Source organism: Rhizobium sp. RAF56 (assembly GCF_052113965.1).
GTDB lineage: Bacteria > Pseudomonadota > Alphaproteobacteria > Rhizobiales > Rhizobiaceae > Rhizobium.
Genome location: NZ_JBFRDU010000003.1, coordinates 194,561 through 215,843, shown reverse-complemented (window position 1 = coordinate 215,843; position 21,283 = coordinate 194,561). Strand labels below are relative to the sequence as shown.

The 21,283-nt window shown below is 60.9% G+C and carries 17 protein-coding genes; 11 read left to right on the top strand and 6 right to left on the bottom strand.

The window, feature by feature from the left end:
* Window positions 1–180: 180 nt before the first annotated feature.
* A complete protein-coding gene (locus AB4048_RS04280) occupies window positions 181–492 on the bottom strand; it encodes a lysozyme inhibitor LprI family protein (RefSeq protein WP_442200708.1) in 312 nt (103 codons plus the stop codon).
* 288 nt (window positions 493–780) lie between these two features.
* Here AB4048_RS04280 and AB4048_RS04275 point away from each other — a divergent pair, with 288 nt between their 5' ends.
* Window positions 781–2,181, top strand: a complete 1,401-nt coding sequence (locus tag AB4048_RS04275) for a DegQ family serine endoprotease (protein ID WP_442200677.1) — start codon at window positions 781–783, stop codon at window positions 2,179–2,181.
* Window positions 2,178–3,494 carry a replication-associated recombination protein A gene (locus AB4048_RS04270; RefSeq protein WP_442200676.1) on the top strand — a complete coding sequence of 439 codons (1,317 nt, stop codon included), beginning with the start codon at window positions 2,178–2,180 and terminating at the stop codon, window positions 3,492–3,494. Before AB4048_RS04275 ends, AB4048_RS04270 begins: the two co-directional genes overlap by 4 nt.
* Before the next feature lie 17 nt (window positions 3,495–3,511).
* Here the strand turns inward: AB4048_RS04270 and AB4048_RS04265 are convergent, their stop codons facing one another.
* Window positions 3,512–3,823 (bottom strand): DUF1883 domain-containing protein, encoded by a 312-nt coding sequence (locus tag AB4048_RS04265; RefSeq protein WP_442200675.1) that lies wholly within the window; start codon window positions 3,821–3,823, stop codon window positions 3,512–3,514.
* Window positions 3,824–4,329: 506 nt separating this feature from the next.
* Here AB4048_RS04265 and AB4048_RS04260 point away from each other — a divergent pair.
* Entirely contained in the window at window positions 4,330–6,501 is a 2,172-nt protein-coding gene (locus tag AB4048_RS04260) for a mechanosensitive ion channel domain-containing protein (protein ID WP_442200674.1), read from the top strand.
* Between the two features lie 567 nt (window positions 6,502–7,068).
* On the opposite strand, the gene AB4048_RS04255 is transcribed toward AB4048_RS04260, so the two are convergent.
* Window positions 7,069–7,956, bottom strand: coding sequence for a LysR family transcriptional regulator (locus AB4048_RS04255; protein ID WP_442200673.1), 888 nt, complete (start codon window positions 7,954–7,956; stop codon window positions 7,069–7,071).
* Between the two features lie 103 nt (window positions 7,957–8,059).
* Between AB4048_RS04255 and AB4048_RS04250 the strand changes: the two genes are divergently transcribed.
* Window positions 8,060–9,046, top strand: a complete 987-nt coding sequence (locus AB4048_RS04250; RefSeq protein ID WP_442200672.1) for a zinc-dependent alcohol dehydrogenase family protein — start codon at window positions 8,060–8,062, stop codon at window positions 9,044–9,046.
* Between the two features lie 54 nt (window positions 9,047–9,100).
* Here the strand turns inward: AB4048_RS04250 and AB4048_RS04245 are convergent, their stop codons facing one another.
* Window positions 9,101–9,286, bottom strand: coding sequence for a hypothetical protein (locus AB4048_RS04245; protein ID WP_442200671.1), 186 nt, complete (start codon window positions 9,284–9,286; stop codon window positions 9,101–9,103).
* Window positions 9,287–9,523: 237 nt separating this feature from the next.
* On the opposite strand from AB4048_RS04245, the gene AB4048_RS04240 reads away from it, so the two are divergent.
* The 6 genes from AB4048_RS04240 to exoR all read left to right on the top strand — a co-directional run bounded on the left by AB4048_RS04240 (window position 9,524) and on the right by exoR (window position 18,477).
* Window positions 9,524–10,303, top strand: a complete 780-nt coding sequence (locus AB4048_RS04240) for an SDR family NAD(P)-dependent oxidoreductase (RefSeq protein WP_442200670.1) — start codon at window positions 9,524–9,526, stop codon at window positions 10,301–10,303.
* 159 nt (window positions 10,304–10,462) lie between these two features.
* Window positions 10,463–11,131 (top strand): protein-L-isoaspartate O-methyltransferase family protein, encoded by a 669-nt coding sequence (locus AB4048_RS04235; protein ID WP_442200669.1) that lies wholly within the window; start codon window positions 10,463–10,465, stop codon window positions 11,129–11,131.
* Window positions 11,132–11,351: 220 nt separating this feature from the next.
* Window positions 11,352–12,287, top strand: coding sequence for a DUF2497 domain-containing protein (locus AB4048_RS04230; protein ID WP_442200668.1), 936 nt, complete (start codon window positions 11,352–11,354; stop codon window positions 12,285–12,287).
* Window positions 12,288–12,409: 122 nt separating this feature from the next.
* The gene (locus AB4048_RS04225; protein ID WP_442200667.1) at window positions 12,410–15,253 is read left to right on the top strand and encodes a valine--tRNA ligase; all 2,844 of its coding nucleotides are present in this window, start codon (window positions 12,410–12,412) and stop codon (window positions 15,251–15,253) included.
* Window positions 15,254–15,679: 426 nt separating this feature from the next.
* Window positions 15,680–16,954 (top strand): OmpP1/FadL family transporter, encoded by a 1,275-nt coding sequence (locus tag AB4048_RS04220; RefSeq protein ID WP_442200666.1) that lies wholly within the window; start codon window positions 15,680–15,682, stop codon window positions 16,952–16,954.
* Window positions 16,955–17,673: 719 nt separating this feature from the next.
* Complete coding sequence (exoR, locus tag AB4048_RS04215; RefSeq protein ID WP_442200665.1) at window positions 17,674–18,477, top strand: exopolysaccharide production regulator ExoR; 804 nt, start codon at window positions 17,674–17,676, stop codon at window positions 18,475–18,477.
* Between the two features lie 108 nt (window positions 18,478–18,585).
* On the opposite strand, the gene xth is transcribed toward exoR, so the two are convergent.
* Window positions 18,586–19,377 carry an exodeoxyribonuclease III gene (xth, locus tag AB4048_RS04210; RefSeq protein ID WP_442200664.1) on the bottom strand — a complete coding sequence of 264 codons (792 nt, stop codon included), beginning with the start codon at window positions 19,375–19,377 and terminating at the stop codon, window positions 18,586–18,588.
* A 131-nt stretch (window positions 19,378–19,508) separates the two neighbouring features.
* The gene (gene erpA / locus AB4048_RS04205) at window positions 19,509–19,841 is read right to left on the bottom strand and encodes an iron-sulfur cluster insertion protein ErpA (RefSeq protein ID WP_442200663.1); all 333 of its coding nucleotides are present in this window, start codon (window positions 19,839–19,841) and stop codon (window positions 19,509–19,511) included.
* Window positions 19,842–20,040: 199 nt separating this feature from the next.
* Here erpA and AB4048_RS04200 point away from each other — a divergent pair, with 199 nt between their 5' ends.
* Window positions 20,041–21,258, top strand: a complete 1,218-nt coding sequence (locus tag AB4048_RS04200) for a deoxyguanosinetriphosphate triphosphohydrolase (RefSeq protein WP_442200662.1) — start codon at window positions 20,041–20,043, stop codon at window positions 21,256–21,258.
* Window positions 21,259–21,283: the final 25 nt, after the last annotated feature.

Genomic DNA, 21,283 nt, shown 5'->3' with positions numbered 1-21,283 from the left:
CTCGTTCCTCTCCCCGGCGCGGGGCGGGCGAAGATCCGTGGTTTGCGTTAAGAGCGGCCTATCGCCTATCTTGCTATATCGAGGGCGTCGTTTCGTTATGCCGAAAAGGATACGAGCCCGGCGGCCCGCCTTGCCGTTTCCTCTGGCCGGATTGATTGGCCTTGAGGTGTCCGCCGGAGCTTAAAGCGGCCTGCCGATCATTTTATAGGTCTCGCCAAGTTGTTTGATCCGCTCCTCGTAGGCAGTCTTGAGGCAGGCCGTATCGGCTTCGCACGCTTGCCGTTTCTTCAGCCAGGCCGATTGCTCATCCTTCAAGGCGCCGCGCGCGCCCATCGCGAGCAGCCCTGAGAGCAAATCGAACGTGGTGACCATCTTCACATCGGCATCGTTGAGAGAGCGGTTGTCGCAGATGGCTTTTTCATCCGCCTGGAGGTTTGCCGCGTCGCAATCGAAGCTGGCGGCATAGGCGGGCGCTGGACTGAAGCCGATCATCGCGATCAACGGGGAGATGAGGATGAAGCCGCTTAAGCCCGCAAAGCGCGTCAATGTTCTCAGGCGTTGGTTGTAGATCATCCATTCATCCTTCGGTTTGGCGTCCAGCGTCTCCGACCGGAGACTTTGCGTGTTAGTGTTGCAAAACGAGTGATCACGCTCTTTTGTTCATTTCGGGGGCTTTTGGCCGCAGCTTGCAGGTCTTGATCCTTCACTGTTCCGCCCTCTTTTCTTTCTAGCGTCCGGCGTTACAACGTTGCTTCAACAGGTTTTCTCAAGGGTATCTGAATGCATGCTTTCCTGAGACGCGCCGTCGTTCCGATGGTTGCCGTATTGGTCCTTTCCCCGCTGCCCGCCCGTGCGGAGACGGCGAAGGCCGTTCCGCAGAGCCAGATGGAGATGCAGCTGTCGTTTGCGCCGCTCGTCAAGCAGACGGCAGGCGCCGTGGTCAACGTCTATGCCGAGCGGCAGGTGCAGAAGCGCTCGCCATTCGCGGGCGATCCGTTCTTCGAGCAGTTCTTCGGCCAGCAGATGCCGAATCGTACCGAGAAGCAGGCATCCCTCGGTTCGGGCGTCATCGTCGAGGCGAACGGCACCGTCGTCACCAATAATCACGTCATCGACGGTGCAGACAACATCAAGGTGGCACTCTCGGATGGGCGCGAGTACCCTTGCAAGGTGGTGTTGAAGGATGATCGCGTCGATCTCGCGGTGCTGAAGATCGACGCCAAGGACACGTTTGAGGCGCTGCCGATCGGCAATTCCGACGTCGTCGAGGTGGGCGATCTGGTGCTTGCGATCGGAAATCCCTTCGGCGTCGGCCAGACGGTGACGAGCGGCATCGTCTCGGCGCTGGCTCGCAACCAGGTAAAGAACGAGGTCGGCTTTTTCATCCAGACCGACGCGGCGATCAATCCCGGCAATTCGGGCGGCGCACTTATGAACACCAAGGGCGAGCTGATCGGCCTCAACACGGCGATATTCTCTCAAGGGGGCGGTTCGAACGGTGTCGGGTTCGCGATTCCCGCCAATCTTGTTCGCGTATTTTTGGCGGCGGCCGACCGGGGCGACAAGAGTTTTGTCCGGCCCTATATCGGCGCTTCTTTCGAGCCGGTGACGTCCGAGGTCGCCGATGCCCTCGGCCTCAAAAGAGTGCGCGGTGCGTTGGTGACACGCGTTACCGAGGGCGGCCCGGCCGCTGTGGCGGGTCTGAAGCCGGGTGAGGTGGTGATGGCGCTAAACGGTATCCCGGTCGAGCATCCGGACGCGCTCGGTTATCGGCTGACCACCGCCGGTCTCGGCGCGACTGTCTCCCTGACGGTGTTGAACAACGGCAAGGAACATGAGGACAAGCTGACGCTTGCCAGTGCGCCCGAAACGCAGCCACGCGAGGAAAAGCTGATCTCGGGCAACAATCCGTTCGCGGGCGCGACGGTTGCCAATCTCTCGCCGCGCGTGGCGGACGAACTCCATATGTCGACCGACGCGACGGGCGTCGTGGTCGAGCGCCTGAAGCCGGAATCGCCTGCCGAGCATCTCGGCTTTGCCGCGAAGGACATCATCGTATCCGTCAACGGCGTCGAGATAACCTCGACGAATACGCTGCAATCCGTGGTCAAGGAGACACCTGAGTTCTGGCGTGTCGAGATCGAGCGCGACGGTCAACGCATCAGGCAGTTTTTCCGATGAGCAACGATCTCTTCGCGCCCCGAGTTCCCGAGGATGTCGCCAACCGGCGGCCCCTGGCCGATCGCCTGCGGCCGCAATCGCTTGGCGAGGTCACCGGCCAGCCTCACCTCACCGGCGAAGACGGGGCGCTGAAGAGGATGATCGAGTCCGGTTCTCTGGGATCGATGATCTTTTGGGGACCGCCCGGCACCGGCAAGACGACGGTGGCGCGGCTTCTCTCGGGCGAAGCGGGCCTTGCCTTCGAACAAATCTCGGCAATTTTCTCCGGTGTCGCCGATCTGAAGAAGGTTTTCGAAGGGGCGCGAATGCGCCGCATGGACGGGCGGCAAACGCTGCTGTTCGTCGACGAGATCCATCGCTTCAATCGTGCGCAGCAGGACAGCTTCCTGCCCGTCATGGAGGACGGCACGGTCATCCTCGTCGGCGCCACGACCGAAAATCCGTCTTTCGAGCTCAACGCCGCGCTGCTGTCGCGCGCAAGGGTCCTGACCTTTCGCTCGCATGACGAGGAGAGCCTGAACGAGCTTCTGCAGCGAGCCGAGACGGCGGAGGGCAAGCCGCTGCCCTTGAGCGACGACGCTCGGGCAAGCCTGCTGCGCATGGCCGACGGCGACGGCCGCGCCGTGCTTACGCTCGCCGAAGAGGTCTGGCGTGCGGCGCGAAAGGACGAGATCTTCGATACCGAAGGCCTTACCCGCATCGTCCAGCGACGTGCGCCGGTTTACGACAAGGCGCAGGACGGTCACTACAATCTGATCTCCGCGCTGCACAAATCCGTCCGCGGTTCGGATCCAGATGCCGCTCTCTATTATCTCGCGCGCATGTTCGATGCCGGCGAGGATCCCCTCTACCTCGGTCGCCGGCTGGTGCGGATGGCGGTGGAGGATATCGGCCTTGCCGATCCGCAGGCGCTGGTGATCTGCAATGCCGCAAAGGATGCCTACGACTACCTCGGCTCACCGGAAGGCGAATTGGCCCTGGCCGAAGCCTGCGTCTATTTGGCGACGGCGCCGAAATCGAATGCGGTCTACACCGCCTTCAAGGCGGCGACGCGTGCCGCCAAGGAAAACGGTTCGCTGCTGCCGCCGAAGCATATCCTCAACGCACCGACCAAGCTGATGAAGGGCGAGGGCTATGGAGATGGCTACCGCTACGACCATGACGAACCGGATGCCTTTTCCGGCCAGGATTATTTTCCTGAGAAGATGGGGCGCCAGACTTTCTACGATCCGCCGGAGCGCGGTTTCGAACGCGAGATCAGAAAGCGGCTCGACTGGTGGAACAAGCTGCGCCGGGAGCGGGGAGGCGGCTGATCACTGCGGCCTGCGGCCTAGGATGCCTTCTGGATACGTGGCGCCACAGGCTTTTCCACCGTTTTGACGCTCGATTCCGCAAAGCCGTTGTGGCCTTCCATATCGACGACGAGATGCCAGTGTCCGTTCTCAGGGATGGTCAGGCGGATCGGCGATTTCTTTGCGGTGCCGCCTATGAACTGATGCTTCAGCGTCTCGGTAAAGCGTTCGAAATTCGAGGCAGTCAACAGCCGGACATTGGCAACGGCGGACAGCGTTATCTCGATGGTGGACCCAGCGCGCTGTTCCCCAAGATCGTAGTGCGTATAGCGGAATGCAGGCTTCGACATATGACTTCAAAATATCCGATCTCAGAGGCGTCCGCTCGAACCTATCAGCGGGCCGGTTAAAGAAGCGTTGGTCGGTGCGCACTGGCCCATTCAACGTACTGAAAGACGATGAACAGCTCGATGCCGCCGAGCAGCAGACCGAATGCCATCAAAACGTAGGCTGTGCGCCGCTCGCGCATTTGTCGGCTCGGGCGGCAGCAAAGCAGCCGGCGCGGCTCCCCTCTGCCTTTATGGGCGCCGTCTGGCAGCCCGCCAGGCTTGGATGGTTTCGAAGCTGCTGAAAACGGGCGTGACGACATCGAGCGAAACCTCATCTATTGCCCGAATCTTAGGGCGGCGTCGCATAGGAATTCCATTCCTGCCGCCTGCCGCGAATATAGGAATTTCATAGCCTGCGCGTGCCGCGCTGCGCCGGCGTGTTGGCGCGGCCGTTCGTTCGCTATTGTATTTTTCTTCGAAAATAAGAGGATAGTGGGATACTATGGCGAGTTGGAAGGGCAAGTGACATGCGATTTGTCGAGTTTTTTGGCGTCCGGACGCGAGTGCTGGCCTTGGTGGCTGCGTTCCTTCTGGTGCTTGGCGGTGCGCTGAACCCGGCAGCGGCGCAACAAGCGGCGATGTCCGCGGCCACCCAACAGAAAATCGACCAGCTCGCCAAGCTCCTCGATGATCCCGATATTCATGCCGTGCTCACCGCTCGCGCCAAGGAGACAGTACCATCGGCCGCTATGCCCGAGAGTATGTCTGCCAACGATTTCACCCTTTGGATCAATCGCATCCGCGCGCATCTCCTATCGGTTACGCAGGCGGTGCCGCTGGTGCCGGGCGAGTTCGAGAAGGCCGCCGATACCACGATGGCCGAGATCGACGGGCGGCGACCGATCGGCGTTTTCCTATTCTTTTTGCTGCTGGTGGCGATCGGGCGCGCGGCCGAGTGGATTTTCGGACGCATTGTCCGGCGCATCCATGCAGGGCGTGCCACTGCCCATCCCGCCGCTCAAGCAAACGGTTTCCATGCGCTCGGCCGGCATATCTTTGCCGAGCTCGCGCCGCTCGTCGTCTTCGGCTTCGCGAGCATCGGTCTGTTTCTGAGCTTTACGTGGCCTGAGCTCTTGACCAAACTCATCGTCCCGACGCTGCTTGCGGTGATTGCCGCTCGGTTCTTCATTCGAATCCTGAATGTGCTGCTGACGGCCTATCCAGACGCGAGCGGCGAACCCGCGAAGCGGCTAGTCCCGGTCGGCGACGCCGCCGCCAAATTCTGGCAAAGCCGCATTGCCCTCTTCTTCAGCATATTCTTCGTCGGATGGGCGGCGAACGGGGCAATGATGGCGTTAGGCTTCCTGCCTGCGGTCAGGGAGGTCATCGTCTATGCCGTCGGCATTGGCTTGCTGGCGACCGCGATCAACATGGTGTGGCGGCGGCCGCGCGGCGCCGAGCGCCAGGGGCGGTCCGGCGCATTCGAATGGCTGCTGACCTTCTGGTTTTGCCTGATCTGGCTACTCTGGGTCTCGGGCGCCTATTTACTGATGTGGATCTGCGCCTACTTGATCCTCGTCCCCCTGGGGTTGAAAATCGTCAGCTCGGTGGTGCACACCGCTTTCAGGCGTCATAGTAGTGACGAGGGGCGAGACAGTCCGTTTTTTGAAGTGTTGATCGAGCGTAGCGCAAGGGCTGCCTTCATCGCCGTTGCCGTTCTTTGGCTGGCCACCGTAATGCGTGTCAATTCGACGATGATGATGCAGGAAGAAACCGCGAGCCGCATCCTGCGCGGGGCGCTGAGCGGCGTGGTTATTCTCCTGGCCGCCGATATCGTCTGGCAGATGGTCAAGGCGCTGATAAATTATCGCCTCGATCGGGCGCGGCATGCCGAGGGCGATCCGGCAGAGCTGGCGCGAAGCGGGCGCCTGTTGACGCTTCTGCCGATCTTCCGGAACTTCCTTGCGGTTATCATCGCAACGATTGCGGTTCTGATGGTGCTTTCGGGCCTCGGGATCGCGGTTGGTCCGCTGATCGCGGGTGCCGGCATCTTCGGCGTTGCGATCGGCTTTGGGTCGCAGACGCTGGTCAAGGACGTCATCAGCGGCATCTTCTATATGACGGACGATGCTTTCCGCGTTGGCGAATATATCCAGAGCGGCAGCTACAAGGGGACGGTCGAATCCTTCAGTATCCGTTCGGTGAGGCTCCGCCATCACCGGGGCCCTGTTTTCACCGTGCCGTTTGGCGTGCTCGGCGCCGTGCAGAACATGTCGCGCGACTGGGCGATCGACAAATTCGTCATCTCCGTCAGCTTTCAGACGGATCTCCCCAAGGTGAAAAAGCTGGTCAAGGCAGTTGGCGCTGAGCTGCTCGAGGATCCCGATGTCGGATCGCAGATCATTGAGACCGTAAAGATGAAAGGCGTCGAGCAATTCACCGACTACGGCATCAATCTCAGCTTTGCGATGACCACCAAGCCGGGCCATCAGTCCGGCATTCGCCGTCGCGCCTATGCGATGATCCGTGAAGCCTTCATCGCCAACGGCATCGAATTTGCCTCGCCGACGGTGCAGGTGGCCGGCGACGACCATGGCGGAACAAAGAGCGCCGACGCGACCGCGACTGCCGCAGCACTTGCGACCAACACCGCGATTGCGCAGAAGAAGGCGGCCGAAGCGCAAGCCCAGGCCGGCTGAGCGACGACGCCAAGCCGGTATCTGTCAAAACGAAGCGCCACGGACTCTTGTTAAGTCCGTGGCGCTGAAACCAATCGAAAACCTGGAGACGGCTACTTGCTCAGGGCGCATCCGCTGCCTGTTAGCCGTTGCCGATGATCTTGGATCTCATGACATCCTCCTGTTTCTCACAGATTCGAGATGGTGATGAGGGGCGCTGGTATCAAGGCCGGTGGCCAGAGGCTCGGCTCCATCATAACGAACGGGGATGTGGCGGAGGTTATTTCGTCCGAAGCGGCGCGGGGTATACGCAGGTAGAAGCGGCGCGGGGTATACGCAGGTATACGTCAAATAGCTCCGAAAGCGCGTCGCGGTATTGCCGCGACGCCACCGTTTCCTGCGCCGCTGCCAGAGAGCCGCGGCATATTCAACTGTTGCCGAGTATCCGATTGCAGGCCATTGCTGCTTCAGGATTGGCAAGCACCGCCGCGACTAGCGACAGGCCGATAGTCCATAGCGTGTAGCTGACTGCCTTCATGGGCAACTCCTTCTCCAACCCTGACGAATATGGCGCAAGGGGAAGACATTTCAAATCGTTCCGCGCGCCTCCGGCGAGGGATGACCTGATTGTGATTGAACCACCATGTCGAGGAATGCCCTGAGACGCGGCAGTCGCCTCAGATCACGATGATAGCCGACCCACGTGTCGCGGCCGGGAGGCGGCTGCGAAAGTGCGAGGCGGCGAATACCGGGGACTTCGTCGCCAAGCGGAACAGGCAGAACCGCCATGCCCGCGCCGCCCGCGCAGAGCGCCGCTTGCACATCGCGGCTGTTGCTGCGGACGGGGACTGTGGCGTTTGGAAAGTGCTCACGCAGCCAAGCGACATCAGGCATGCCGGCAAAGGCTTCATCCATGGTGATGATGCAGGAGCCCTCCCCATCGCCATCAACGGGGTCCGCGGCGTCCTTTGGGGCGTAGAGACCGTACTGAATATGCATCAACCGCCGCGATACGACGTCGGTCTCTGTGAAAGGCCGGATGCGGAAGACCAGATCGGCCTCGCGGCGCGACAGATTGAGCAATCGCTGATCCGTCAGCAGTTCCACCACGACTTTGGGATAGGCCTTGGAGAAACGGGCGACGATGGGTGCAAGGATATGAAGGCCGAACCAGTCAGAGCAGGAGACCCGCAGCAATCCGTCGAGTGCATCGCCGGTCCCGGAGAGTTGACGTTGAAAGGTCAGCAGTTCCTCTTCGATGTGTTCGGCATGCGGCATCAGCAGTTGGCCCTCGTCGGTCAGCACGAAGCCGTCGGACGTGCGCTGGAAGAGCGTGTGGCCAAGGACTGTTTCCAATGCTTTCAGCCGGCGGCCCATGGTCGGCTGGGTCAATCCGATTGCACGGGCGCCGGCACCGAGTGTGCCCTCGCGGGCGATCGCGAGGAAGATACGCAAGTCACTCCACTCCGGGGCCATCCCGTTCTCCATTCAAAAACGCATGAGCTTTATTCAAACTCTATGATTTTCATTCAAACGCATTGAACGCAATATCGGCCATCAAAAAACAGGAGTGTTCGCAATGGCCACTATGAAGGCGTTGGTTCTCGATAGTCATGATGCTCCTTTCCGGTTGGCGGAAATCCCAAAGCCCACACCGGCGGAGCGAGAAGTCCTCGTTCGAATCCATGCCAGCGGGATCAATCCGCTGGACACGAAAATCCGTAAAGGCGCGGCCGCGCATGCGCGGCATCCTGTGCCTGCCATCCTTGGCATAGATCTTGCCGGCGTGGTGGAGGCGGTCGGGCCTGATGTCGCAGGGTTCAGACCTGGCGACGAGGTTTACGGAATGACCGGGGGCGTTGGCGGTATCCAGGGTTCGCTGGCCGAGTATGCCGCGGTTGACGCCCGGTTGTTGGCGCGAAAGCCGTCTAACCTGACGATGCGCGAAGCAGCGGCATTGCCGCTCGTCTTCATCACCGCGTGGGAAGGCCTGGTCGACCGCGTTGGCGCAAGGGCGGGACAGAGCGTGCTTGTACTCGGCGGCGGTGGTGTCGGCCATATCGCAGTTCAGCTTGCGATGGCCCTCGGCGCGGACGTCTGTGCGGTCGACGGCGCTCGCAAGGCAGATTATCTCAGCAGTCTCGGCGCGACACCGATCGACTACGCTTCTGAAGATGTGGACGATTATGTACGCAAGTATACCGGCGGTCGCGGGTTCGACGTCGTTTACGACACCTTGGGAGGGCCGAGCCTCGATGCGGCCTTCAAGGCGGTGAAGCGCTGCGGCCACGTCGTCAGTAGCCTGGGATGGGGGACACACGCCCTTGCGCCGCTATCTTTCAAATCGGCGACCTATTCGGGCGTGTTTACCCTTGCGCCGCTGTTGTCGGGCGAGGGGCGGGAGCACCAGGGCGAGATCATGAGAGAAGCGACCAAACTGGTCGAGGCAGACAAGATCAAACCCCGGCTCGACCATCGCAGTTTTGGACTTAGCGATGTCGCAGCGGCCTACGAGGCGATCGAAATGCGCAAGATCGACGGCAAACTCGTTGTCGATATCGACTGATCGACCGCCGTCGCTATCGGATGGTCCGGAGCGGACCATCCGTCGCTTCGCAGATCATGCAAAGCCGTGCCGCACCTCGGTTGCCTGACGCAGCGCCCCGTAATCCCTTTCATGGGCGTTGCGCGGAGAAGTGTTGCGGCGGGAATCGGCGGTCTGGACTTCAAAGTAGCCGTCGGGGAACGTGCCGGTATCCTCGCCCGGCTCGATTTCAACGCGCTTGCTCGTGAAGATCTTCAACATCGTCGGTCTACCTCCGTTTCGTGGCGTAAACAGCCCACCGGCTGCTGCCGTCTCGAATATTAGCAACGAAAGATTAACCATATTTGTAAGCCGTGAGGTATTTTCATGGCAGACTTCGCGTATCGCGATAGCGACAGGACCTCGTCGGCAAGGGCGGCGGCTTTCGGATATCCGCAAAAGCACGTATTCTCGTGTTTAAGCCCGGTCTGAAAAGAGGCGAAATCGAGGGAGGATAAGGTGGCAGGTCAAACGAATTACGCTCCCGATTTCAGTCTTGCCGGCAAGGTGACGCTGGTCACTGGCGCATCGCGCGGGATCGGCCGGGCTTGCGCGCTTGCATGCGCCGCCGCCGGTTCGGACATCGTCCTCGGCGTTCGGGACCTCGCAGCATCGAAAGAACTCATCGCTGAACTCCAAGACATCGGGCGACAAATCCTGCCGGTGCGGCTCGACATCTCAAGCCGCACGGAGATCGAGGCGGCGGTTCAGGCTGCCGTCGAGACCTTTGGGCGGATCGACGTCCTGATCAACAACGTTGGGGTTGCACCCGGCGACCTCGCCGAAGTGGTCGACGAATCGGCGCTCGATGAGATTCTCCAGGTCAACATCAAGGGCACGTTCCTGATGACGCAGACCGTTGCCAGGCAGATGATCACCCAGCGATCGGGCCGCATCATCAGCATCAGTTCGCAGGCAGGCACGGTCACGCTTCGCGGCGAAGCCCTTTATTGTATGAGCAAGGCCGCCATCAATCATCTCAGCCGCTGCCTTGCGGCCGAGTGGGCCGAGTACGGCATCACCGTCAACACGGTTGCACCGACCTTCATCTGGACTGACGGAACCAAGCCGGCGCTTTCAGATAGCAGCTTCCATGACTGGACGCTTGCCCACATTCCGCTCGGCAGGATCGGCGAGACCGGCGATGTCGTCGGCGCGGTGGTTTTCCTTGCTTCGCCGGCAGCTTCGCTGATCACCGGCGCGAACCTGCTCGTGGATGGAGGCTGGTCGGTTGCCTGAGCGATCGCTGCGGCGGGTCTTCAGCGCCGTGGCATCCGCGCCGCAACGACCCAAGTATTTGTCGCGCCACTGCCCCGACGTCTTGAAAGCGTGGCGGCTCGCGATTAAGACACAAGCAGCAGAAGCAATTGCGCCCTCGGGCTGGACGGCAGGTTTAAGATGGATTTCGAAGCAGCGCGCGTGAAGATGGTCGAGAACCAGATCCGGACGACGGACGTTACGTCGCATTCCGTTCTCAACGCATTCCTGAGCGTGCCGCGCGAGGCCTTCGTTCCGGAAAAGTCGAAACCGCTCGCCTATATCGACAACGACGTACAGATAGCCGCCGCCGCTGATGGCAGGCAGCCCCGTTACCTGATGGAGGCTTCCCCGCTTGCCAAGCTGCTGCAGCTGGCAGCGATCACCAAGGATGACGTCGTGCTCGAAGTCGGCGCCGGCACTGGCTACACGTCTGCTCTGCTTTCGCAGCTGGCCGGCGCGGTCGTCGCGCTCGAATGCGACGATGTGCTTGCTGCCCAGGCAAAAGAGGCCCTTGCTCGACTGAATTGCGCCAACGTCACCGTTGTCACCGGAAATCTTGCTCAGGGTCACGCCGCGGCCGCACCCTATGATCTTATCTTCATCGACGGTGCGGTGAAGGAAGTCCCGGCAACACTTCTTTCCCAGCTTCGCGACGGTGGCCGGCTGGTAGCCGTTCAGGGCTACGGTAACGCCGCCTGCGCAAAGGTATTCGTTCGCGAACGCGACACCTTCTCCGAAAATGCTTTCTTCAATGCGTCCGTCAAGCCGCTTCCGGGCTTTGCGAAGGCCAGGGAATTCGTTTTTTAAGCCGACGGGACACGTTGACGATCTCATTCAAACGGGCGCCGAGGCGCCCGTTTTTCGTGGTAAAAGTTAACGCCTCCGCCAGCTGCGATAAAAGCTGTGCATCACCGGATTTGGTTGATTTTCAGTAATTTTTTTCCTCGTGGTACTATCCTAAGGTGACGGTGATTCGGAGCCGTCGTTAACGGAATCCGATCGTTGCAGATGACAACGGGGATGAAAAATGGCTCAGCCAAATGTTGCGCGTGAACCGTCCATGGAAGAAATCCTGGCGTCGATTCGCCGGATTATCGAAAGCAATGAGCCGGCTACCGGAAAGCCCGCGTCGCCGCCGCTCTATGCCGTGTCCGATGAAGACGATGACGGCGATATTCACCTGACCGTCGACGACGCGTTCGAGACCGAAGAGTTCAGCGGCGGACGCGTAGCCGATCCGCGCTTCGTTGCGGCCAATTCGCCCGGCGAGGCGGCGCCCGTCGAGGCTCCGCAGCGCACCATGTCGCTTGCCGATGTTGCAGCGCGCGTTCGAGCCGCATCCGAACGGGGTGCCGCGCAAACGGCCGGCACGCGCGAGGCGCCGCAGCAGCGCGAATTGCCGCCCGCAATGGCGGCGCGTTTCGCCGAGGCTCGCTCTGCCGCCGATATGGAGGGTAGGCCAGACGAGCGCCCGGAACCCGCGGCTCCCAGGTCGCCTTTTGCGTCCGAGCCCTTGCAGCCGGCGATCGTTTCCCCAGCACCGGTTATCGCGCCGTTTCCCGCCCAGGCGACTGTCGACGTTCCAGCCGATGAGAAGATGCCTGTCGAAGCGGCACCGGTCGCCGCAGAGGCAAGCATGGAGGCTCCTTTCGCCGTGCCGGCCAATGCCGCCGTGAAGACTTCGCTGCCCGCCGTGCAGGGGAGCAGCGACTATCTTCTGCCGTTCACGCAAGAGGAAAATCACCCGGCGCTGCTGTCGGAAGCCGCCGGCGCCCAGGTCGCACGCTCTTTCGACGAGTTGGTCGCTGCGGTCGATGGCAGCGAGCGCCGCTCGCTTGACGAGATTGCCCAGGAGATGCTGCGGCCGATGCTGCAGGAATGGTTGGACGACAACCTTCCGACGCTGGTCGAACGCCTCGTCCGCGAAGAGATCGAACGGGTGGCGCGAGGCCCGCGCCGCTAAGCTCTTCGCACCGCTTATGGAACCATGCCGCTCCGGCCGCCGGGGCGGCTTTTTTATTGACTTGCCCGCCACCATCCTATTTACAACCGGGCATCATCGAACCCTCCAGATCCGGTCCCAAAATGCTCGACAAGACCTATGATTCCGCCGCAGTCGAACCGAAGATCGCCAAGAAGTGGGATGAGGCGGATGCCTTTCGCGCCGGCGCCAATGCGAAGCCGGGTGCCGAATCCTTTACCATCGTGATCCCGCCGCCGAACGTGACCGGCTCGCTGCACATGGGCCATGCGCTCAACAACACGCTGCAGGACATCATGGTGCGTTTCGAGCGCATGCGCGGCAAGGACGTCCTGTGGCAGCCTGGCATGGACCATGCGGGCATTGCGACGCAGATGGTGGTCGAGCGCCAGCTTGCCCAGAAGAAGCTGCCCGGACGCCGAGAGATGGGACGCGAGGCCTTCATCGAGAAGGTTTGGGAATGGAAGGCCGAGTCCGGCGGACTGATCTTCAACCAGCTGAAGCGTCTCGGCGCTTCCTGCGACTGGTCGCGCGAGCGCTTCACCATGGACGAGGGCCTGTCCGAGGCTGTCGTCGAAGTCTTCGTGTCGCTCTACAAGGAAGGCCTGATCTACAAGGATAAGCGGCTGGTCAATTGGGACCCGAAGCTTTTGACCGCCATTTCGGACCTTGAGGTCGAACAGGTCGAGGTCAACGGCAACCTCTGGCATCTGCGCTATCCGCTTGAGGAGGGGGTTACCTACCAGCATCCGATCGCCTTCGATGAAGACGGCAAGCCGACCGAATGGGAGACCCGCGACTATCTGGTGGTTGCCACGACCCGCCCCGAAACCATGCTGGGCGACACCGGCGTCGCCGTGAACCCCAGCGACGAACGCTACAAGGCGATCGTCGGCAAGCACGTCATTTTGCCGATCGTCGGTCGCCGCATTCCGATCGTCGCCGACGAATACCCGGATCCGACGGCGGGTACGGGCGCGGTCAAGATGACGCCCGCGCATGATTTCAACGATTTCGACGTCGGCCGCCGCACCGGCCTGCGCGCCGTCAACGTGCTGACCCCGGAAGGCAGCATCACGATCAAGGACAACGAGGATTTCCTTGAAGGTCTGGAGCATCCCGCAGCGCTTCACGGCGCCTGGGACGAACTGGAGGGCAAGGACCGCTTCGAGGCGCGCAAGATCATCGTGCGCATCTTCGAAGAAGCAGGCTTGCTGGACAAGATCGAGCCGCACAAGAACACGGTGCCGCACGGCGACCGCGGCGGCGTACCGATCGAGCCGCGGCTGACCGAGCAGTGGTATGTCGACGCCAAGACCCTGGCCCAGCCGGCAATCGCCTCGGTTCGCGAAGGCCGCACCAAGATCGTGCCGAAGAGCTGGGACAAGACGTATTACGAATGGATGGAAAACATCCAGCCCTGGTGCATCTCCCGCCAGCTCTGGTGGGGACATCAGATCCCGGCCTGGTACGGTCCGGACGGTCAGGTCTTCGTCGAGAAGAGCGAAGAGGAAGCGCTGCAGGCCGCCATCCAGCATTATCTTTCGCACGAGGGCCCGTGGAAGGCTTGGGTCGAGGAGAAGCTCGAAAACTTCGAGCCGGGCGAGATCCTGGCGCGCGATGAAGACGTGCTCGACACCTGGTTCTCGTCGGCGCTCTGGCCGTTCTCGACGCTTGGATGGCCGGAACAGACGCCGGAGCTTGCCCGCTATTATCCGACCAACGTTCTCGTGACCGGCTTCGACATCATCTTCTTCTGGGTCGCCCGCATGATGATGATGGGGCTGCATTTCATGAAGGACGACGACGGCAATCCCGTCGAGCCGTTCGAGACGGTCTACGTTCATGCGCTGGTCCGCGACAAGAACGGCCAGAAGATGTCCAAGTCGAAGGGCAACGTCATCGATCCGCTGGAGCTGATCGACGAATACGGCGCCGACAGCCTGCGCTTCACGCTTGCCATCATGGCGGCGCAGGGGCGCGACGTGAAGCTCGATCCGGCCCGCATCGCCGGTTACCGGAATTTCGGCACGAAGCTCTGGAACGCTACCCGCTTCGCCGAGATAAACGGCGCCAAGAGCGATCCGCATTTCGTGCCGGAAGCGGCCGAGCTGACGATCAACCGCTGGATCCTGACGGAGTTGGCAAGGACCGAGCGCGACGTCACCGAGGCTCTCGAAGCCTACCGCTTCAATGACGCGGCCGGTGTGCTCTACCGCTTCATTTGGAACCAGTTCTGCGATTGGTACCTGGAATTACTGAAGCCAATCTTCAGCGGCGACGATGCCAACGCCAAGGCAGAGGCCCAATCCTGCGCGGCTTATGTGCTGGAAGAAACCTATAAGCTGCTGCATCCCTTCATGCCGTTCATGACCGAGGAACTCTGGGCCCATACCGCGGCCGAGGGCGCCGAGCGCGACGGGCTGATCTGCCTTGCGGCGTGGCCGGCGCCGTCTTATGCGGACGACGTGGCCGCCGATGAGATCAATTGGCTGATCGACCTCGTTTCGGGTCTGCGCTCGGTTCGCGCGGAAATGAACGTGCCGCCGTCGGCGACCGCACCGCTCGTCGTTATCGGCGCCAACAGCCTGACGCGCGAGCGTCTTCACCGGCACGATGCCGCGATCAAGCGACTTGCGCGCGTGACGGACATTTCGCTCGCGGACACGGCGCCGAAGGGTGCCGCGCAGATCGTGGTTGCAGAGGCGACCGTCTGCCTGCCGCTTGGCAGTCTCATCGACCTCTCGGCCGAAAAAGCCCGCCTTGAAAAAGCGATCGCCAAGGCGGATGCGGAAATTGCCCGCATCGTCGGCAAGCTGTCGAATGAAAAGTTCGTGGCGAACGCCAATCCGGACATCGTTGCCGCAGAACGCGAGCGGCGCGCTGAACTCGAAAGCCAGCGCGCGAGCCTGATGACGGCGCTGGCACGCGTCAGCGAGGTCGAATGAGGCTCTGAGGGCCTGGAGGCGGACGCAGTTCAGGTTCCGATCGTTTCAATCGAAAGGCATGCGGGTCGCTCCGCATGCCTTTTTGCATTAGAGCGACGCGAATCACGCGGAAAATGCCTGATCCGGGGCGTTTCGGGGCGAATTTCACGCTGAGCGACTAACCCAAATTTGGTAGGTTACGCGAAAACGCGGACTGTTGTCTTATTGTGACAGCGGTGTCAGCTTGAAGAAATTTCATCTCAAATACGCCGTTTTTGCGCCGGAATTGCGAAAGTATTTTCAAACTATGACCGAACTGCGCATTTCGTCGCAGTTTTACGTAAATCCGACCAACCGGCGTGAAGCCACCGCACAGGGAGCGGCGCATTGCCTATTTGGGTGATGCCCGTATGAAGTAGTCTCAATACGAAGTGGGGGGAGACATTTATGGTATCTCGTATTGCATTGAAGGGCGTGTTGACGCTCGCCATCGGCGCCTCGTTCGCGCAGACCGCGCTTGCTGGCGGCCTCGAGCGCGGCGGCTATGATATCGATCTTTTGTTCGACAAGTCGCGTTACGCGTTCGAGGCAGGTGTGACCTACGTCATGCCGGATCGCAAGCTGAAGAATGCGAAGGACGTGAACCCGCAGAACGGCAATCTGAACAACCGCTCGAGTTCGGCCAGAGATACTGAAAACTACGCAATTCCATACGGCGGCGCGAAGATTGGCATTACTGATGATGTCGATTGCTTGGTCGATTATTCCCAGCCGTTTGGCGCGCACTCGAATCCCGGATTGAACTGGGCCGGCGCCAATTCGGAATCGGAAATCAAACTCAGTACCGACAACTATGGGGCGACCTGCTCGTACAAGTTCGATGCCGGCAAGGGCCAGGTCCGCCTGATCGGTGGGACGTTCTATCAGACCGTGGACGGTGACAAGGAAGCGCTGGTCGTCCCGGTTCCCGGCCCGGCTGCTGCCCTCTACAATGGCGTTGGCCATTTGCACATGGAGGACAGCGCGTGGGGCTGGCGCGGGGGCGTTGCCTACGAAATTCCTGAGTATGCCTTCCGCACGAGCCTGGTCTACAACAGTCAGGTGAAATACGACGACCTCACGGGCACGCTGGATTTGAGGCAGGTCCCGTCCTCCTTGGTCAATCCAAAGAATCAGAAGACGTTGTTGTTCGGTCGCAATACCGCAGTCTATGGCGAGGCGACGGCTCCGGACTCCCTGGAATTGAAGTTCCAGACCGGCATCGCGCCAGAATGGCTAGCGTTCGGTTCGGTCAAGTGGACCAACTGGAGCACGATGCAAAGCATCGCTTTCTGCCCCACCTCGACCAAGGGCAAAGTTGCATGCAAGCCGGGCAGCGCGGCGACTTCGCTCGATCTGCTTTATCAGGACGGATGGACGGTGACCGGCGGCATTGGCCACCAGTTCAACGAGCAGTGGAGCGGCGCCCTCAGCCTGACGTGGGATCGTGGCACCAGTACCGATATCGGCATCTCCTCGGACTCATGGACGATGGGTGCAGGCGTTTCCTACAAGCCGACGAAGCAGGTTGAGTTGCTGTTTGCCGGCGCGCTTGGCGTGCTGACCAGCGGTCATTCCGGCACCGTGACCAAGGACGGGGTCGTCTACGGCGGCGATGTCACCTACGACTACGGCAATGACATCGTCGGCGCGCTCTCTACCTCGCTGAAGGTGAGGTTCTGAACTTGGTCTCGTCCTAGACCCAATCACCGAAAGGCCCGGCACAACGTCGGGCCTTTTTTGCACCATGTCGGAGGTGAGTAGCGCCTATACGGCATATGCGCTTGTGACGAATCCGCAACACTCCTTTTGAACTGATTTCGTAACCCAAATGCGGCCTAATTCGTCCATTTCCCGCCACAAATTGAGCGCAGCGGTAGAGGCGGGCAGGTGTCGGGCCTGGGGTAGAAAGTGCGTAGTTGGTAAATGAGTGAGTTTCCGCTTTGGCTGGAGTGGTATGAGGGCGAAGGAGCGCAGGATGCTCCCCCGACGCCGCAAGCCGCCTGTCTTCAAGGAAATCCTTCATCTCACATGATTGAATGCAATGCATCTGGGAGCGCGACTGTTAACGCTGCTCGAAGGTCGCGTGGCGTTTGGGCGTGCGTCAATACCGGTTTGGTCACAATTTTGCGATAGGCTGCGGATTGTGGCGGACGGTGTTAATCGGCGCCGCCAGGAAGATACGGAAGTGCCCAATCCTTTGCCGGATATTGCCGGCTGAGAGGGGCGCACAGGAATGGGTCTCCGCTTTTCGGAGGCAAGGGCATGAATGCAAGGCGCGGGCGTCCGTTGAGGCGCTCAGTGACGGCAGGGCTGCCCGTAGGGAATACGTCGGTACGCTTGGCAGTGCGGTTGGAGTCACTGGAGCGAACGCGGACGGGAGCGAAAGAAAATCGACTGCTATGTTTAAGTCCGAGTTCATATCTTTGAGAATGGCGGTGCTGGGCGTTTCCCTGGCTGTCGCATGCGGCTTTGCTCAGCCGGCCGGAGCGTTCGATATCAATGCCGGAGTCTCCAAGGAATCCGGTCCCTTCGACCTCTTCAAATTCGGATTCAAGGCGTACAAGAACGGGCAGAAGGAAGAGGCGGTCGAGGCCTACAAATATGCCGCCGAAAAGGGCCACACCGGTTCCCGCTGGGCGCTTGCGAACATGTATGCAGACGGCGACGGCGTGACGCAGAACGATTTCGAAGCCTTCAAGATCTACAACGAAATCGCCCAGCAGGGCGTCGAGCCCGGATCGGAAGATACCGGCTTCTTCATCAACGCATTGCTGGCGCTCGCCGGTTATTACAAGGCCGGCATTCCCAACAGCCCGGTCAAGACCGACCTGACCCAAGCCCGCCAGCTCTATTTCCAGGTCGCGTCCACCTTCGGCGTTGCCGAAGCACAGTTCCAGCTTGCCGAGATGATGCTGAACGGCGAGGGCGGTTCGGCCAACGTCCAGCAGGCCAAGAAGTGGCTCAATCAGGCGCGCAAGAGCGGCCATCCCGGCGCGATGGCGGTCTTCGGCAATCTGCTCTTCCAGGAAGGGCAGGCGCCCCGCGGGCTTGCCTTCATGACCGCGGCGCTCGACAAGTGCGCGCCGAAGGAGTGCAAGTGGATGGAAGACCTGCAGGAGCAGGCTTTCTCTGTCGCCAATGAGAACGATCGCCGCGTAGCGGTGTCGATGGCCCATCAGCTCGATGTTGCCGGTAACGACTAGAGCAACGTAAAAACAAACAGATAGAACGTTCACGTGTTTCGAAGAAAGACGGAAACGTTCTGGCAGCTCCAGCCTTTGATCGCGATCGATCAAAGGCGCATAAAAACCTCATCCCTCGAAATCAAAATGCGCGACGACCGGAACGTGGTCCGAGGGTTTTTCCCATGCGCGGACGTGCTTCTCGATCGCGGCGGAGGAGAGGCGGTCCGCGGCTTCCGGCGACAGCATCAAATGGTCGATGCGGATGCCGTTGTTCTTCTGCCAGGCGCCCGCCTGGTAATCCCAGAACGAATAGAGCTTCGTCGCGTCGGTCGTGGCGCGGACGGCGTCGGTGAAGCCGAGATTTTCGAGCCGCCGGAACGACTGGCGTGTCTGCGGTAGAAACAGCGCATCGTTGGCCCAGACCTTGGGGTCGAAGCAGTCATGCGGCTCGGGGATGACGTTGTAGTCGCCGGCAAGAATGAGCGGCTCTTCTAGCAGCAGGCGCTCGGCGGCGAAGCCCGCAAGCCGTTCCATCCAGGCAAGCTTGTAGGTGTATTTCTCGGTTTCGATCGGATTGCCGTTCGGAAGGTAGAGGCAGCAGACGCGCAGCGCACTGTCGTTCGGCAGGGAGAAGACTGCTTCGATGAAGCGCGCCTGCTCGTCGGTGTCGTCACCCGGCAGGCCGCGGGTCACCTCGTCCGGCCGTTGCTTGGAGAGGATCGCGACGCCGTTGAAGCCTTTCTGGCCGTGGGTCTCGACGTGGTAGCCGAGCGCCTCGATTTCGAAACGCGGAAAACCGTCGTCAACCGACTTGATCTCCTGCAGACAGACGATGTCGGGACTGGAATCTTTCAACCACTGGCACAGGTTCTCGATCCGGGCCTTGACGCCGTTGATGTTCCAGGTGGCGATCTTCATGGGCGATGTTTCCTCCGCGACAGCCTTCTTTTATCGAGGCCGATCGCGCTTGGCCACCCGGTTGCGCGCAAAAGAAAACCGGCCGAGCGTCTCGCGCCGGCCGGCGGTATTAGGGATCCGTCTGCTTCGCGTCAGATGGAAAAACTCGTGCCGCAGCCGCAGCTTGCGACCGCGTTCGGATTCTTTATCTGAAACGACTGGCCGAGCAGGTTGTCGACGAAATCGATCTCGGATCCGGCCATGTAGACCAACGACAGCTGGTCGATGAGAACCTTTGCGTCATTTTTTTCGACGACGACATCGTCCGCCTCGGGCCCTTCGGCGAGGTCAAACTTATAGGAGAAGCCGGAGCAGCCGCCGCCTTCGACGGCGACCCTGAGCGCGCTTTTGCCGGCCTCGGCGCCGACGATCGCCGCGATTCGCTTTGCTGCCGAGTCCGAAAGAGTTACACTTTGATCCGTCATGCTTTCCTCCTGCCGGGGTCAAGATCCGGAGAGACTCTCAAATTGCCTTGGCCGTTTAAATGGCTTGCGGTTTATGCCTTTACCATCGAATGGCCGCCGGGGACAGCTGGGGCGATGGGCCGCTTTGCTGTTTGCCTAGGTTATAGGTATGAAGGCTGAGAAGCGGCGTCAATGGGCTGACGCCGGAATGGGACGGACAATGACGATCGACAGGCATGCATTAGGTTTCGGCTATGGAGAGAGGGCGGTCTACGCGGCGGATCCCTGGCGGACGCGCGGACGTCTTTTTCCCGAGGGTGATAGCCCTACGCGCTCCGATTTCCAGCGCGACCGCGACCGCATCGTCCACACGACCGCCTTTCGCCGGCTGAAACACAAGACGCAGGTTTTCATTGCCCAGGACGGCGACCACTATCGCACCCGGCTCACCCACACGATCGAGGTGGCCCAAGTAGCTCGCGCGCTCGCCCGCGCCCTGAAGCTGGACGAAGACTTGGCGGAGGGCGTGGCACTGGTACACGATTTCGGCCACACGCCGTTCGGCCACACCGGCGAGGATGCCTTGCACGAGGCGCTGTTGCCCTATGGCGGATTCGACCACAACGCCCAGTCGCTGCGCATCGTCACCAAGCTGGAGCGGCGCTACGCGGATTTCGACGGCCTTAACCTGACGTGGGAAACGCTGGAGGGCCTGGTCAAGCACAACGGCCCCTTGCTCACGGCCGACGGGCAAGGCACGCGCGGCCCGGTGCCGCAGCCGATCCTCGACTATTGCGAGGTCCATGATCTGGAAATCGCAACCTACGCCAGCCTCGAGGCACAGACCGCCGCGATCGCCGACGACATCGCCTACAACACGCACGATATCGATGACGGCCTGCGTTCGGGGTATCTGACCTTCGACATGCTGGAGGACATTCCGTTTCTCGCCGAGCTGATGGCGGAAGTGCGGGACCGATATCCGGGTCTCGAAAAAAGCCGCTTCACCCACGAGATCATGCGTCGCCAGATCACGCGCATGGTGGAAGACGTCATCTCCGTTGCGCAGGACGCGCTCGCCGAGATCAAGCCGGCAAGTGCGGACGATATCCGCTCGGCCGGGCGCATCATCGCTACCTTCTCTGCGGCGATGGCCGAAACAGACAAACAGATCAAGGCGATGCTGTTCAAGCGTATCTATCGTCATCCCGATATCATGCGCATCCGCGCCGGCGCCGCACAGATCGTCACCGACTTGTTCCGGGCCTATATGGCGAACCCCAAGGAAATGCAGAGCCACTACTGGGTCGACCACATTGCCGGGCTTTCCGAGGCGGCGCGCGCGCGCCACGTCGGCGACTATTTGGCCGGTATGACCGACACCTACGCCGTCAGCACCCATAGGCGGCTGTTTGACCAGACTCCCGATTTGCGCTAGGCAGCGGTCGCCGCGGCAGACCGTT

Bases quoted from the DNA above. Each gene is read 5' to 3' on its own strand.
- erpA (WP_442200663.1), bottom strand. From the start codon at position 19,841: ATGACGGATCAAAGTGTAACTCTTTCGGACTCGGCAGCAAAGCGAATC.
- AB4048_RS04275 (WP_442200677.1), top strand. From the start codon at position 781: ATGCATGCTTTCCTGAGACGCGCCGTCGTTCCGATGGTTGCCGTATTG.
- AB4048_RS04270 (WP_442200676.1), top strand. From the start codon at position 2,178: ATGAGCAACGATCTCTTCGCGCCCCGAGTTCCCGAGGATGTCGCCAAC.
- AB4048_RS04260 (WP_442200674.1), top strand. From the start codon at position 4,330: ATGCGATTTGTCGAGTTTTTTGGCGTCCGGACGCGAGTGCTGGCCTTG.
- AB4048_RS04250 (WP_442200672.1), top strand. From the start codon at position 8,060: ATGGCCACTATGAAGGCGTTGGTTCTCGATAGTCATGATGCTCCTTTC.
- AB4048_RS04225 (WP_442200667.1), top strand. From the start codon at position 12,410: ATGCTCGACAAGACCTATGATTCCGCCGCAGTCGAACCGAAGATCGCC.
- xth (WP_442200664.1), bottom strand. From the start codon at position 19,377: ATGAAGATCGCCACCTGGAACATCAACGGCGTCAAGGCCCGGATCGAG.
- AB4048_RS04265 (WP_442200675.1), bottom strand. From the start codon at position 3,823: ATGTCGAAGCCTGCATTCCGCTATACGCACTACGATCTTGGGGAACAG.
- AB4048_RS04220 (WP_442200666.1), top strand. From the start codon at position 15,680: ATGGTATCTCGTATTGCATTGAAGGGCGTGTTGACGCTCGCCATCGGC.
- AB4048_RS04200 (WP_442200662.1), top strand. From the start codon at position 20,041: ATGACGATCGACAGGCATGCATTAGGTTTCGGCTATGGAGAGAGGGCG.
- AB4048_RS04245 (WP_442200671.1), bottom strand. From the start codon at position 9,286: ATGTTGAAGATCTTCACGAGCAAGCGCGTTGAAATCGAGCCGGGCGAG.
- AB4048_RS04255 (WP_442200673.1), bottom strand. From the start codon at position 7,956: ATGGCCCCGGAGTGGAGTGACTTGCGTATCTTCCTCGCGATCGCCCGC.
- AB4048_RS04235 (WP_442200669.1), top strand. From the start codon at position 10,463: ATGGATTTCGAAGCAGCGCGCGTGAAGATGGTCGAGAACCAGATCCGG.
- AB4048_RS04280 (WP_442200708.1), bottom strand. From the start codon at position 492: ATGATCGGCTTCAGTCCAGCGCCCGCCTATGCCGCCAGCTTCGATTGC.
- AB4048_RS04230 (WP_442200668.1), top strand. From the start codon at position 11,352: ATGGCTCAGCCAAATGTTGCGCGTGAACCGTCCATGGAAGAAATCCTG.
- exoR (WP_442200665.1), top strand. From the start codon at position 17,674: ATGTTTAAGTCCGAGTTCATATCTTTGAGAATGGCGGTGCTGGGCGTT.